This window comes from Methylobacterium sp. J-078 (assembly GCF_022829285.1).
In the GTDB taxonomy this organism is placed as follows: Bacteria; Pseudomonadota; Alphaproteobacteria; order Rhizobiales; family Beijerinckiaceae; genus Methylobacterium.
The window spans coordinates 18,922-32,072 of record NZ_JAKSYI010000025.1 but is presented as its reverse complement, the minus strand read 5'-3'; the positions used below and the strand labels follow the sequence as shown (position 1 = coordinate 32,072).

At 71.2% G+C, this 13,151-nt stretch carries 16 protein-coding genes; 8 read left to right on the top strand and 8 right to left on the bottom strand.

What is annotated here, in order from left to right:
• Positions 1-47: 47 nt before the first annotated feature.
• Positions 48-479 carry a helix-turn-helix domain-containing protein gene (locus tag MKK58_RS01680; RefSeq protein ID WP_243910458.1) on the bottom strand — a complete coding sequence of 144 codons (432 nt, stop codon included), beginning with the start codon at positions 477-479 and terminating at the stop codon, positions 48-50.
• A gap of 467 nt (positions 480-946) precedes the next feature.
• Here MKK58_RS01680 and MKK58_RS01675 point away from each other — a divergent pair, with 467 nt between their 5' ends.
• Positions 947-1,279 (top strand): antibiotic biosynthesis monooxygenase family protein, encoded by a 333-nt coding sequence (locus tag MKK58_RS01675; protein WP_238281838.1) that lies wholly within the window; start codon positions 947-949, stop codon positions 1,277-1,279.
• A gap of 531 nt (positions 1,280-1,810) precedes the next feature.
• Entirely contained in the window at positions 1,811-3,313 is a 1,503-nt protein-coding gene (locus tag MKK58_RS01670; RefSeq protein ID WP_243910514.1) for an exopolysaccharide biosynthesis polyprenyl glycosylphosphotransferase, read from the top strand.
• A gap of 19 nt (positions 3,314-3,332) precedes the next feature.
• On the opposite strand, the gene MKK58_RS01665 is transcribed toward MKK58_RS01670, so the two are convergent.
• On the bottom strand, positions 3,333-3,824 hold the full coding sequence (locus MKK58_RS01665) for a Fur family transcriptional regulator (protein ID WP_243910457.1): 492 nt from the start codon (positions 3,822-3,824) through the stop codon (positions 3,333-3,335).
• A 100-nt stretch (positions 3,825-3,924) separates the two neighbouring features.
• On the opposite strand from MKK58_RS01665, the gene MKK58_RS26770 reads away from it, so the two are divergent.
• The 3 genes from MKK58_RS26770 to MKK58_RS01655 are packed head-to-tail and all read left to right on the top strand — an operon-like array spanning position 3,925 to position 5,824.
• Complete coding sequence (locus tag MKK58_RS26770) at positions 3,925-4,056, top strand: hypothetical protein (protein ID WP_279578179.1); 132 nt, start codon at positions 3,925-3,927, stop codon at positions 4,054-4,056.
• On the top strand, positions 4,053-4,961 hold the full coding sequence (locus tag MKK58_RS01660; protein ID WP_243910456.1) for a metal ABC transporter ATP-binding protein: 909 nt from the start codon (positions 4,053-4,055) through the stop codon (positions 4,959-4,961). Before MKK58_RS26770 ends, MKK58_RS01660 begins: the two co-directional genes overlap by 4 nt.
• Positions 4,962-4,999: 38 nt before the next feature.
• Complete coding sequence (locus tag MKK58_RS01655; RefSeq protein ID WP_243910513.1) at positions 5,000-5,824, top strand: metal ABC transporter permease; 825 nt, start codon at positions 5,000-5,002, stop codon at positions 5,822-5,824.
• Positions 5,825-5,879: 55 nt separating this feature from the next.
• Here the strand turns inward: MKK58_RS01655 and MKK58_RS01650 are convergent, their stop codons facing one another.
• On the bottom strand, positions 5,880-6,482 hold the full coding sequence (locus MKK58_RS01650) for an exopolysaccharide biosynthesis protein (RefSeq protein WP_279578178.1): 603 nt from the start codon (positions 6,480-6,482) through the stop codon (positions 5,880-5,882).
• Positions 6,483-6,861: 379 nt separating this feature from the next.
• On the opposite strand from MKK58_RS01650, the gene bcsS reads away from it, so the two are divergent.
• Positions 6,862-7,542 (top strand): cellulose biosynthesis protein BcsS, encoded by a 681-nt coding sequence (gene bcsS / locus MKK58_RS01645; protein ID WP_243910454.1) that lies wholly within the window; start codon positions 6,862-6,864, stop codon positions 7,540-7,542.
• On the opposite strand, the gene MKK58_RS01640 is transcribed toward bcsS, so the two are convergent.
• The gene (locus MKK58_RS01640) at positions 7,520-9,175 is read right to left on the bottom strand and encodes a cryptochrome/photolyase family protein (protein ID WP_313899261.1); all 1,656 of its coding nucleotides are present in this window, start codon (positions 9,173-9,175) and stop codon (positions 7,520-7,522) included. The two genes, bcsS and MKK58_RS01640, sit on opposite strands and share 23 nt — an antisense overlap.
• Before the next feature lie 198 nt (positions 9,176-9,373).
• Between MKK58_RS01640 and MKK58_RS01635 the strand changes: the two genes are divergently transcribed.
• Positions 9,374-10,240, top strand: coding sequence for a methionyl-tRNA formyltransferase (locus tag MKK58_RS01635; protein ID WP_243910453.1), 867 nt, complete (start codon positions 9,374-9,376; stop codon positions 10,238-10,240).
• Positions 10,241-10,279: 39 nt separating this feature from the next.
• Positions 10,280-10,453, top strand: coding sequence for a DUF2256 domain-containing protein (locus MKK58_RS01630; RefSeq protein WP_243910452.1), 174 nt, complete (start codon positions 10,280-10,282; stop codon positions 10,451-10,453).
• Between the two features lie 4 nt (positions 10,454-10,457).
• On the opposite strand, the gene MKK58_RS01625 is transcribed toward MKK58_RS01630, so the two are convergent.
• The 4 genes from MKK58_RS01625 to MKK58_RS01610 are packed head-to-tail and all read right to left on the bottom strand — an operon-like array spanning position 10,458 to position 13,109.
• Positions 10,458-11,045 (bottom strand): NTP transferase domain-containing protein, encoded by a 588-nt coding sequence (locus tag MKK58_RS01625; protein ID WP_243910451.1) that lies wholly within the window; start codon positions 11,043-11,045, stop codon positions 10,458-10,460.
• Positions 11,038-12,078, bottom strand: a complete 1,041-nt coding sequence (locus MKK58_RS01620; protein WP_243910450.1) for a molybdopterin-binding protein — start codon at positions 12,076-12,078, stop codon at positions 11,038-11,040. Before MKK58_RS01620 ends, MKK58_RS01625 begins: the two co-directional genes overlap by 8 nt.
• On the bottom strand, positions 12,075-12,776 hold the full coding sequence (locus tag MKK58_RS01615; protein ID WP_243910449.1) for an XdhC family protein: 702 nt from the start codon (positions 12,774-12,776) through the stop codon (positions 12,075-12,077). The genes MKK58_RS01620 and MKK58_RS01615 overlap by 4 nt, the downstream gene beginning before the upstream one ends.
• A 9-nt stretch (positions 12,777-12,785) precedes the next feature.
• Positions 12,786-13,109, bottom strand: coding sequence for an XdhC family protein (locus tag MKK58_RS01610; protein ID WP_243910448.1), 324 nt, complete (start codon positions 13,107-13,109; stop codon positions 12,786-12,788).
• Positions 13,110-13,151 lie beyond the last annotated feature (42 nt).

The window sequence follows — 13,151 nt, the reverse complement described above, 5'->3', positions numbered from 1 at the left end:
CGGGGATCGGGGCGGCGCGGTGAAACGCGCCGCCGCCCGGGCGGAGCCTAGCTGGCCGGCGCCGGCGTCGGAGCCGGCGTCGGAGCGGGAGCCGGCTCGGGCGCCTGCTTCCCCATCTTGGCGGCCGTCCGCACGATGGCGAGGACGTCCCGGCGGAGCTGGTCGTCCTCGATCAGCGCGTAGGCGCGGAGCAACTCGATGGCGCCCTGCGCGCTGAGGAAGCCGAACACGTCGGATTGCGTTCCGCCCATGTCGTCCTCCTCGAAGAAGGCCGAGACCGGGACCTCGAGCAGGCGGGCGATCTCGCGCAGGCGTCCGGCGCCGACACGGTTCTGGCCCTTCTCGTACTTCTGCACCTGCTGGAACGTGACGCCCACGGCGGTGCCGAGCGCCGTCTGACTCAGTCCGCGCGCCTTGCGCAGGGCGGTGATCCTCAATCCGACGAGGCGATCAACGTCGGTGGTCTGCTTGGGCATCATCTCTCGGTTCAGTCCTTGTGGAAAGGCCTCGCTTCAGCTCGGATCCGCCTCCAGGGCGATCGGCTCTGAGCGCTTTCGTACGAACGTCGTCAGGATTCTTTAAGTGCATTCGTTGGGAGATCGAGGCCTTTGATCGTCGATAGAGCATTCCGACAGAAGCTATCCTTGTCCCGCATCAAATGCCACCCGATGTTTTACTCCGCGTCAGCATCGGTCATGCGTTGTGACAGCTTGACCACAAAGCCGGCACGGATGGCAAGCCTGCCGCTGCCCGGGCATCCATGGAATTTTGATCGGCGAGCGGGCACACGGCGTCACGAATGCTGTCCGCGGCGTCGAGCGGAACGCCGGCGCGAAGGGCGGAACGTGGCCGATGCGTCCCGCCACATGGCCTTTTGCCCCCGCACGCCCCAGGTTCAGGGCGTGATCCGGGACGTCCCGGAACATCGAAAAACCCCAGGTGGATCATGTATATCGCGATGAATCGATTCAAAGTCGTCAAGGACGCGACCGAAGACTTCGAGCAGGTCTGGCTCGGCCGCGACAGTCATCTCGGCGAGATGCCGGGCTTCGTCGAATTCCATCTCCTCAAGGGGCCCGAGCACGAGGATCACGTCCTCTACGCCTCGCACACGATCTGGTCGTCCAAGGCCGATTTCGAGGCCTGGACCCGCTCCGAGCAGTTCCGCAAGGCACATGGCCGCGTGCCGTCCACGAAGCCCCTGTACCTGGGACACCCGCAATTCGAGGGATTCGAGACGATCCAGACCGTCGCGCGACCTGATTCGGCGGTCGCCTGATTCGCCACGAGACCCGATGCGGCTCCATCCGAGAGGGTCGGCAGGGTGCCCGGGCACGCCGAGCGGCACCTGGCCTCGCGGCCCTGAGCGTCCACTCTCGATGCCGCGGGCGCCGCGCGCGATCAGCCCCCCTGAATGCGACCGCGAAGGTTACGACTGTGAGCCGTCGGTCCGGGCGAACCCGACCGACTGTTCGCTGCCCGGACGTGAGATCTGGCACGGCGCCGATAATCCTGCTGCGGACAGCCGTTTCGTTCAGTTAACGTTCCGTTGCAGTTCGCTACGGGCCGTCTTACGGCGTGCTACGGCGACAACAACTTACCTCGGATGTGTTTGGACTCGGATGGCGCCCGACCAGGGGCGCATCGGATCCAACGGAAGGTGGCGCGCGGTTTCGTTCGGCGAAGCCGCTCTGATGCGTGGCGTACTGGGGCCCGGGCTTTGCGGGTTCAGCCTCAGAAATCAGGTTCGAACCGTCGTTTGGTTCAACTTGGGACAGTTTCCGCATCAGGACGGGACATGGCGCTCCAGATGTTTCAAGATCGCATCCCCGACGTCTTCGAAAAGCTTCCGGTCGCCCGGTCACGCCGCGACGTCTGGACGGCCCTCATGCCGCGCCGCAGCCGCGCGGCCTTCCGCGCGGGCATCCCGGTGGCGACGGCCCTGGCCGATCTCGCCGCCATCCTGGGCGTCGCCGCCCTGGTCGATCTCGCCTATTACGTCTCGATGCAGGGGAATATCCCGGCGGTGAGCACCAGCGGCAGCTTCGAGCTCTCGGCCCTGGTCGGCCTGTTCGTCCTGCTCACCAACCTCGTGCGCGAGGATTACAGCATCGAGACGCTGCTCTCCGACCGGCCGCACCTCAAGCGGGCCGCGACGGTGTGGGTCGGTGCCTGGGCCATCGCCCTGGTGATCGGCTTCGCCACCAAGACCACGCAGGACTACTCGCGCCTCGTCTCCCTCGGGTTCTTCGTCTCGGGCCTGCCGGCCCTGCTCATCGTGCGGACCGTGGCGCTCGGCGTGGTGCGCCGGGCCGTGACCCCGGCCTCGGCCTCCATCAACCGCATCCACCTCGTCGGCTACGAGGAGGACATCGCCCGTTTCTACGCCCACAACGACGCGGAGGCCCTGGGTCTGCGCGTCATCGGCACCAGCTACCTGCGCCGGATCGACCCGATGGGGGACGAAGCCTCGCGCCGGGCCCAGATGTCGGAGGATCTCGACCTGGCGGTCTCGGTGGTGCGCTTCCTGCGTCCCGACGACGTCTTCATCCTGGTGCCCTGGTCCGAGGCCGCCGACATCGAGCGCTGCATCGACGCGTTCCTGCGCGTGCCGGCCGCCCTGCACCTGCGCCCCGGCTCGGTGATGGACCGCTTCCCCGACCTGAAGCTCGCCCGCGTCGGCCGCCTCTCGGGCATCAACATCGGGCGCCGCCCGCTCCAGGCCGGCGAACTCTTCCTCAAGCGCACCCTCGACCTGACCCTCGCCCTCGTCGCGCTGGTCCTGCTCGCCCCGCTCTTCCTCGCGGTCGCCGTGCTGATCAAGCTCGACAGCCCCGGCCCGGTGTTCTTCCGGCAGAAGCGCTACGGCTTCAACCAGCAGCCCTTCGGCGTCTACAAGTTCCGCAGCATGAAGGTGGCGCAGGAGACCGTCTTCAAGCAGGCCACCCGCAACGACAGCCGCATCACGCCCATCGGCGCCATGCTGCGCCGCTCGAACATCGACGAGTTGCCGCAGCTCCTCAACGTCGTGCTCGGCGAGATGTCCCTGGTCGGCCCCCGCCCGCACGCCCTCGCGCACGACCGCAGCTTCGAGAACCGCATCGCCCTCTACGCGCGCCGCCACAACGTGATGCCGGGCATCACCGGCTGGGCCCAGGTCAACGGCCTGCGCGGCGAGACCCTGACGGACCTCGACATGGAGCGCCGCGTCCAGCACGACCTGCACTACATCGACAACTGGTCGATCTGGTTCGACATCCGGATCATGTTCATGACCGTGTTCTCGCCGCGCGCCTACAAGAACGCGTTCTGAGGCTGCGGCGGACGCCGCCTCAACCTTCGGCGCCGGCCTGCCCGAGGCAGGCGCCGCACTCGCCCTCCACCTCGAGGATGCGGCTGATCGGCCGAAACCCGGCCTTGGCGAGGGTCCGTCCGAGCTGGTCCTCGACCTCCGGCGCCGTCGTCTCGTCGATGGTCCCGCAGTTGCGGCAGATCAGGAAGACGAGCCCCGCCCCGTCCGTGTGGGAATGCCCGCAGGAGACGAAGGCGTTCCGGCTGGCGATGCGGTGGACGAGGCCATGCTCGGTCAGGAAGTCGAGGGCCCGGTAGACGGAGACCGCCGCCACCCGCCGGCCCGGCTCGCTCAGGGCCTCGGCGATGTCGTAGGCGCCCATCGGCCGGGTCTGGCTCGCCACCGCCGTCAGCACGTCCCGGCGCAGGCGGGTGAACTGCAGGTCGCGCTCGCGGCACAGGCGTTCGGCCCGGGCGATGGCCGCCTGCGCGCCGCCGCAACCATGGTCATGCGTCGCCGCATGGTCGTGCATCGTGTCTGCCCCGCGAACCCGGCCCGTTGAACTGCCCGAGTGTTACAGTGTATCACCGCCAACATAGGCCGGCGCTTCCGTTCGGGCAAATGATCCAACCGTGACCCGTACCCCGCGCATCCCCGCTCAGCCGCGTCCCTCCCTGTTCCAGGCCGGTGCCTCCCTGCGCTTCGCCGCGGCCGCGGGGCTGGCCGTCCTGCTCTGGACGGCTGTCCTGTGGGCGTCCCGATGAGCTGCGACCGCGACGGGGCGATCGCGCTCCGGGGGTTGACCCTCGCCTATGACCGGCACCCGGCGGTGCATCACCTCGACGGCACGATTCCGCAGGGCGCCCTCCTCGCGCTGGTGGGCCCGAACGGCGCCGGCAAGTCCACGCTGCTCAAGGGCATCGTCGGCGAGATCCCCTGCCTGGAGGGACGGATCGAGCGGCCGGCTCCGAAGGGAAGCATCGCCTACCTGCCGCAGGCCGCCGAGATCGACCGCAGCTTTCCGCTGCGGGTCCTCGACCTCGTGGCCATGGGCCTCTGGCACCGGCTCGGCCCCTGGCGCAGCGCCCGGCCCCATCGGCCGATGCTGATGGACGCGCTGGCCAAGGTCGGTCTCGGCGGCTTCGAGGACCGGCTGATCGGCACGCTCTCGGGGGGCCAGTTCCAGCGCGCCCTGTTCGCCCGCCTCATCGTGCAGGACGCCCGCATCCTGCTCCTCGACGAGCCCTTCACGGGCGTCGACGGGCGCACCACCGCCGATCTGCTGGCGCTCATCCGGTCCTGGCACGATCAGGGCCGCACCATCGTGGCCGCCCTGCACGACCTGGCGCAGGTGCGCGGTCACTTCCCCCAGACCCTGCTCCTCGCCCGCGAGGCGGTGGCCTGGGGCGCCACCGGGGCTGTGCTCACGGCCGAGAACCTCGCCCGCGCCCAGAGCCTGTCGGAGGCCTGGGACGAGGACGCGGCGATCTGCGGCCGCCACGCGGAACCGGCGACCGGCCCGGACCACGACCATTCTCATGCCCATGCCCATACCCATGAGCATCACGCGCATGGGGAGGGGCATCACGGGCCTTCGCCGGCCAAGGCGGCGAGCCCCCCGAAGCCCGCCGCGCCCGATCCGGCGCGCGGCCACGGACACGCCGCTTGATCGACCTCCTGTTCGGCCCCTTCATCGAGTTCGGCTTCATGCGCCGGGCCCTGGTCGGCTGCCTCGCCCTCTCGCTCTCGGCGCCGCCCGTCGGCGTGTTCCTGATGCTGCGGCGCATGAGCCTGATGAGCGATGCCATGAGCCACGCCATCCTGCCGGGGGCGGCGGTCGGCTTCCTGGTCGCAGGACTGTCGCTGCCCGCGATGACGCTGGGCGGCCTCGCGGCGGGCCTGTGCGTGGCGCTGATGGCCGGGCTCGTCACCCGCTCCACCGCCATCAAGGAGGATGCGAGTCTCGCCGCCTTCTACCTGATCTCGCTGGCGGGCGGCGTCCTGCTGGTCTCCCTGCGCGGATCGCAGATCGACCTGCTGCACATCCTGTTCGGCAGCGTGCTGGCCCTCGACGATCCGGCGCTCTGGCTCCTCGGCGGCATCGCGACCGTGACGCTGTTCGGCCTGGCGGCGATCTACCGGCCGCTGGTCATGGAATGCGTCGACCCGCTGTTCCTGCGCACGGTCAGCCGGGCCGGCGGTCCGGTGCACTACGCCTTCCTGGGCCTCGTGGTGATGAACCTCGTGGGCGGCTTCCAGGCACTCGGCACCCTGCTGGCCGTGGGGCTGATGCTGCTCCCGGCCATCGCGGCGCGGTTCTGGGCCGCCGACCTGTCGGGGATGATCCCGGTCTCCGTCCTGATCGCGATGCTGTCGAGCGTGATCGGCCTCAGCGTCTCGTACCAGGCCGACGTGCCGACTGGGCCCGCCATCGTGCTGGCGGCCGGCGGCCTCTACCTCGCCTCGATGCTGGTCGGGCGTCGCGGCGGCCTGGTCTATCGCCTGTTCCGCGGGCGCCACCTCGAAGCCTGAGGCCGGCGGGCGTCGACCGCGGGGGCTGCGGCGAGGAAACTCAAGGCGGGGTCGTTCAGAGGTTGAACAGGCCCATGATGCCCGAGACGATCGCGTAGACGAAGCCGGCGTTCAGCAGGACGCCGAGGGCGCCGATGGCGACGCCGCCCAGGACCACGATCCCGTCGCGCTCCACCAGGCCGAGACCGAGGAGGCAGATCGCCAGCCCCAGGGGGATCTGGCCGACGATGGGCGCGGCCACGATCAGGGCCAGCGACAGGGTGAGCAGCAGCAGCCCGACGCCGCGCATGCCGAGGCCGGTCTCGAACAGGCTCATGCGGGGACGCGACCAGTGCTCGAGGCGGCGCAGCAGCGGCACGGCGCGTCCGGCGGCGCGCTCCACGTCCTTGCGGGCCACGGAGCGCCGCAGGAGCGCGCGCGGCAGCCAGGGCGACGCCATGCCGGCCGTGATCTGAACCGCAACCAGCAGCAGCAGCAGGCCGCAGACCAGGGGAATCGGCGGCGGCATCGGCAGGCAGTTCGGCAAGCCGAGGATCACGATGAGGAGCGCGAAGGCGCGATCCTTCAGGACGGCGACGATGTCCCCGACGGTCAGGCGGTCTCCCTCCTGCTCGGCGAGCACGGTGAGAACCTCGGAAGTTCTGGCAGCAGGTGACAAGAAAGCTCGGCCGTTGGCGACTGTCCTGAGGCGGGCTGTAGCCGAGTTGGGCCACAACGCCAAGCGAACGCCCCTGACCGCACGGCGAATCGGGGCTTCCGACGACCTGTCCGATCCACCGCGTGCGCGATGACACAGCGCGCGGGAGTGACAACCTCAAGTTTAAATTCTCGAAAGTGAATTCTCTGAGATATCGCATCGGTCTCGGTCGCCTGTCTATTTGAGCAAGGCTGTTGAGAGATCGATCGAAAAAGCATTCGGTCTTTCAACCCAGCGTTGATTGCGCGCGCAGACCGTTGAAGATTGTCCCTCGCGTCGCTGTGAGACCGGGCGGACCGTGCGACCCAGAGGAGGATGTCTTCGCGGCCCGCTCCGGTGGGTGCGCCTCGTGGGATGCCTCGGCTGGCTCGTCGCCTCGGTGGCCGTCGCGGGCGCGGAGGCGACGTCCCCGGCCTCGCTGCTCCTGTTCGGCAGCCTGGAGGCGAGCCCCTCGGTCTTCGTCAGCGGTGGCGCGAAGGTGGCGCTCGACCGGGTCGACGGGCAAGGCTTCGTCGCCCTCGCGAACCTCGGCGCCGGGCGCCGGCGGGAGGGCGCGCTGACCCGGGACAGCATCGTCGGCGCCGTGGTGTTCGGATACCAGTGGTTCCCGGAATGGGGGGTGGTCGCGGCCTATGCGGGGCCCGAGGGCACGATGGACGTCCTGTCGGGTTGCGGCTGCGTCCAGGCACTCCCTGCCCGCTTCGGCCTGCGCCTCCACGGCGAGGTCTGGGCCCGGCCGAGCGACGACACGCTGCTCACGGCCACGCTCATCCTCGGCAGCACCCGCATGAGCGCCTGGGGCCGGCTCTCCTGGGGGTACCGGTTCTGGGGCGCCTATCTCGGGCCCGAACTCGCGCATTACCGCGACGAGACCGGCTACGCGAAATGGAATGTCGGACTGCACGCGACGGATTTCGCCCTCGGCCGGTTCAACCTGCGGCTCGCCGCCGGCCTGCAGATGGCCAGCGCCCGGCGGGACACCGCCGCCTATGTGGGCCTCACGGCCTGGACGCCTTGGTAGCCCTGGGGACCTTGGTAGCCCCAGGGGCCTTGCGCCGGCCGGGCGCGCGACGTGGCGGCGGCGGCGCGAGATCGAGGGCGCCCTGCACCGGCGGGCTCGGCGCCGCGAGCCCGTCGAGGAAGCGGGCCGCCCGCGCCTGGATTTCGGCCCGCACGCTCGGGTCGAGGCGCGCGAGGTTCCGGTAGGGCATCGCGAGGCGGGGATTGCCGGAGAGCCGGTCCGCATGCGTGATCAGGAAGTTCCAGTAGAGCGCGTTGAACGGGCAGGCCGTGGGACCGGTCCGCTTCGCCACGTCGTAGGCGCAACCCCGGCAGTAATCCGACATGCGGTTGATGTAGGCGCCGGAGGCCGCGTAGGGCTTCGAGCCCATCACGCCGCCATCGGCCCAGAGCACCATCCCGTGGACGTTGGGCAGTTCCACCCATTCGTAGGCATCGGCGTAGACGACGAGGTACCATTCCTCCACCTGGGCCGGCGCGATGCCGGCGAGCAGCGCGAAGTTGCCCGTCACCATCAGGCGCTGGATGTGGTGGGCGTAGGCATGCGCGCGCGTGTCGGCGATGCTCTGCGCCAGGCAGTTCATCTCGGTCTCGCCCGACCAGTAGAACCACGGCAGATCGCGGGTGGCCTCCAGGGCGTTCGAGCCCGCGTAGTCCGGCATCCGCGCCCAGTAGAGCCCGCGCACGTATTCGCGCCAGCCCAGGATCTGCCGGATGAAGCCCTCGACGCAGTGGAGGGGGGCGGCCCCCTCGCGGTAGGCCCGCTCCGCCGCCCGGCAGACCTCCTCGGGCGTGAGGAGCCCGGCATTCAGCGCCGGAGAAATGAGCGCGTGGTACAGGAACGGGGCCCCCGTCCGCATGGCGTCCTGGTAGTCGCCGAAGAGCGGCAGGCCGACCGCGAGGAAGTGCCGGAAGGCCGCGAGCGCGTCGGCGCGGGTCACCGGCCAGGCGAAGGCCTCGGTCGCGCCGAAATGGTCGGCGAACTCGGCCTCCACGAGGGCGATGACGTCCCGGGTGATGGCGTCCGGCGGGAAGCCGACCCGCTCGGGGAGCGCGTGCCCTTTCGGCAGGCCCTTGCGGTTCTCGGCGTCGAAGTTCCAACGGCCGCCGGTCGGCTCTCCCCCGTCCATGAGCAGCCCGGTGCGCCGGCGCATGCCGCGATAGAACGTCTCCATGCGCAGGCTCCGACGGTCCCCGGCCCAGGCGGCGAAATCGGCGCGGGGACAGAGGAAGCGGTTGTCGTCGCGGATCTGCACCGGCACTCCGGCATCGTCGCGCCAGGCCTGCATCATCTCCCAGACCCGCCACTCGCCAGGCTCCGTGACCACGACCCGGTCGGGCTCGTGGCGGGCGATGGCGCGCATGAGCTCCCCGGTGAAGCTGCCGGTGTTGGCGGGATCGTCGAGGCGGACGTAATCCACCCGCACGCCCTCGGCCTCCAGCTCGGCCGCGAAATGCCGCATGGCCGAGAACAGGAAGGCGATCTTCTGCTTGTGGTGGCGCACGTAGGTCGCCTCCGCCCGGACCTCGACCAGCAGCACCACGTCGTGGTCCGGGTCGAGGTCCGTGAGGGTGACGATGCGGCGGGTGAGCTGGTCGCCGAGGAGGAAGCGGAGCGTGCGGATGGGACTCACGCCTCCCGCCGGGAGCGGCCGAGAGGTCCGGTGCTTCGGGCGAGTCGGTGCCCGTCCGTTTCGATCTCGGCGATGTCCCGCGCCATTTCGGCTCCCAATCCGCTGCCGATCCCTTAGGTATGGCGTAAGCCGCTGGCGGGGAGCCGGCGGCGCGCGGGATCGGCCGATCCGTGACGTCGCAGGAATGTTGGGAGCCGCATGAAGTTCGCCTTTGCCGGCATCGATTTCCTCGGCGGCGTGTTCGAGGCCCTGGTCGGGGCGGGCTGGCCGCCGATCAAGCTGTTCACCCGGCCCTGCGACGGGATCTACGACCACAACGAGGCCGTGGTGGCGAGCGCGCGCCGCCATCGCGTGCCGATGCAGATCTCGCGGATGAAGCCGGAGGATCTCGCCGCCCTGGCGGAGGCGCACGGGCGGGACTGGGCGCTGGTCGTGGCCGGCTATCCCTGGCTCGTGCGCGGCTGGCGCGATGCTGCGGCCTACGGGTTGAACTTCCATCCCTCGCCGCTTCCCATGGGCCGCGGGCCCTACCCCCTGTTCAAGGCGATCAGCGACGGGCAGCCCGAATGGGGCGTCACCGCCCACGTCCTGGCCGAGGACGGCTTCGACACCGGCGACATCCTGGCCCAGGAGCGCTTCCCGCTGAGTGAGCGGGAGACCCACGAATCCCTGCTGGCGAAGTGCCAGATGGCCGCGCGCCGCATCGCCGCCGGGCCCATCGCCCGCGATCTGCCGGCCCTCTGGAAGACCCCCGTGCCGCAGGGCGCGGGGTCCTACTGGCCGCGGGTGACGGATGCGGACCGCACCCTGGATTTCCGGGCCGAGGTCGAGGCCATCCTGCGCCGGGTGCGGGCCTTCGGCACCATCGAGACCCTGGCCCGGGTGGGCGAGACGCGGGTCTACGTGGCGGAAGCCGAGGGCTGGCGCGAGGCGCACCGGCACACGCCCGGCAGCGTCGTGCACCGCTACCGGCGCCACATCGTCGTGGCGGCCCGCGATGGCTACATCCAGCTCAACCGCTGGAGCCCGGTCCCCGCCACGGAGGCCGGGCATCTGGGGCGGTAGCCCCCCTCTTCGTTTCCGAATGCGATCGGGCGACAAACCATGGCGCGGATGCGCAAGAAGGGCGACCTGCCCACCAAGATCTGCGCCCAGTGCGGCAAGCCCTTCGCGTGGCGCAAGAAGTGGGAGCGGGTCTGGGACGAGGTCCGCTACTGCTCGGACCGGTGCCGGTCCGATTCCAAATCCGGCGCCAAAGGCGGCGCGGCGCGGGGCTGAACGCTCACCCGAGGGCGGCCAGGGCCGCCGGGGTATCGACGTCGAGGGTCACGCCCGCATCCATCGCGAGTTCGAGCACGTCGTCGCGGCCCGCGAGCAGGCGCCCCGCTCCCTGGTCGCCGGTGAGGCGCGCGAGGGCGGGACCCAGGCGCTGGCGGTTGAGCAGAACCGGGTTGCCGCGCTGTCCGGCATGGACCGGCACCACGGCGGACGGGACCGGGTCCGCGCGGCGGAACGCCTCCGCGAGGGCGGTCAGGTGGCGGGTGGTCACGCGCGGCATGTCGCCGAGGAGCACGAGGACCACCGCGAGATCGGCCGGGAGGGCCGCGAGGCCCGCCCGGAGCGAGGTCGAGAGACCCTCCGCGTGGGCCGGGTTCGGCACGCGCACGAGGTCGAGCCCGTCGAGGGCCATCCCGACCCGGTCGGCATGGGCCCCCAGCACCGCCACGACCGGGCCGAGGCCCGCGCCGATGGCGGCTTCGGCGGCATGGCGCACGAGGGGTCGCCCCGCGAGGGGCTGCAGGAGCTTGGGGTCCGCCCCGAAGCGGGTGCCGCGCCCGGCGGCGAGGAGGATGAGGCCGAGGTCAGGCATCGTCCTCGCCCTCGGTATCCTGGGCCGGGTCGCCGCCGGAGCGGGGCTGGGGCCGCGAGACGATCTCCATCAGGAGGCCGCCGACGCCGAGGGCGACGATATCCGCCCGGGTGACCGCGAGGCCGGCGAGCAGCCGGTGCAGCACCCAGTCGAACCCGTTCTCCTTGGGCGAGCGGGCGCAGCCGGGCGCGCCGATCACCGGCACGTCGCCGACCCCGCCCACGAGGAGGAGATTGCCGGGGTCCACCGGCATGCCGAGATGCTCCACACGCCCGCCGGCCGCCTCGATGGCGCTGGGGATCACGTCGCGGCGGTCGGCGATGGCCGAGGCGCCGAACACCACGACGAGTTCGGCCCGGTCTTCCCGGATCGCCGCGCCGATCGCCCCGGCCAGGCTTTCCGCGCGGTGCGGAACGCGGGCATCGGTGACGAGTTCGGCCCCGGTCGGGGCGAGGCGGCGGCGCAAATTGGCCAGGGTCTTGTCGATGGTCGCCGGCTTGAGCCCGGGCAGGAGCGTGGAGACGACCCCGATCCGGCGCAGACGATAGGGCGCGACGCCGAGGACCCCCTCGGGCGCGGCGCGGCAGGCGCGACCCAGGGCCTCGCCCGAGACCGCGTACGGAATGATCTTGATCGTGGCCACCATCTCGCCGGTCACCACCGGCTTGTGGGCGGGCAGCGTCGCCACCGTGATCGCCTCGTCGATGCCGTTGACCGCGTCGATGGCCGCGCGGTCGATCCGCAGCAGCCCGGCCGTGGCGGCGTGCAGGTTGCAGCGCCCGGTGAACGGCGGCTCGCGGGTGAGGTGCGGGCCGGCCAGGTGCGCGGCGAGGCGCTCGGCCGCCGCATCCTCCCCCACGTCCCCGGGCTCGAGGGTGACGGCGACGAGTTCGGACAGGCCCCCCGCCGCGAGGCGCGCCGCATCCTCGGCGGGGATGACCAGGCCCTTGCGCAGGGTGACGTCGTGCGCCCGCACCGTATGGGCGGCGATGAGGCCGCCGGCCTCGCGGGTCGGCACCGTCCCGAACTTCACGCAGGTGCCCCGGTGCGCGGGGCGCGCTGCGCGGCGACGACCTGGGCCAGGATCGAGACCGCGATCTCGGCCGGGCTGACGGCGCCGATATCGAGGCCGATCGGCGCCGCGATCCGGCCGATCGCGGCCTCACTGAACCCGGCCCCGACCAGCCGGGCGACGCGGGCCGCGTGGGTTTTGCGCGAGCCGAGGGCGCCCACGTAGAAGCACTCCGCCCTGAGCGCGGCGGCGAGGGCGGGGTCGTCGATCTTGGGGTCGTGGGTCAGGGCCGCCACGGCGCAGTAGCGGTCGAGGGGCGCGACCGGTCCCGCGAAGGCATCGTCGGGCCAGTGCGTCACGAGGTCGATCCCCGGAAAGCGCTCGGGCGTCGCGAAGGCCGTGCGCGGATCGATGACGGTGACCGCGAGGTCGAGGGCGCGCGCCATCGGGCACAGGGCCTGGCTGATATGCACGGCGCCGATCACGACGAGGCGCACGGGCGGAGCCTGCACGGTGAGGAACAGCGTGCGCCCCCCGGCCTCCACGAGGCCGCTCCGGCCCGAGGCGAGGTGCCGCGCCAGGAGGTCGGCGAGGGGATCGGCGGCGATCTCGGCCTCGCGCACCACGCGCTGGGCGCCGCCGTCGAGGTCGGTCACCAGGATCGCGGCCCGGCGCGCGGCGCGCTCCGCGTTGAGGGTGGCGAGGGTGTCGAGTCGCATGCCGGCGCCTCAGGCCACGGGTTCGACAAAGACGCGGATGCGCCCGCCGCAGGACAGGCCGACCTGCCATGCCGTCTCGTCGGCGACGCCGAACGCGATCGTCCGGGCGCACCCGTCGGCGATCGCATCGAGGCTCTCGGTGATGACCGCCCCCTCGACGCAGCCGCCGGAGACCGAGCCGAGGAAGTTGCCCGCGTCGTCCACGACGAGGTGGCTTCCCACCGGACGCGGCGCCGAGCCCCAGGTCTCGATCACGGTGGCGAGCGCCACCCCGCGCCCCTCGCGGCGCCAGGCCTCGGCGGCGGCCAGGATGTCGGTCTCGTTGGACAGCATGGGCTGGCGAACTCCGGGAGCGGGCGATGCGTCGCCGCCGCG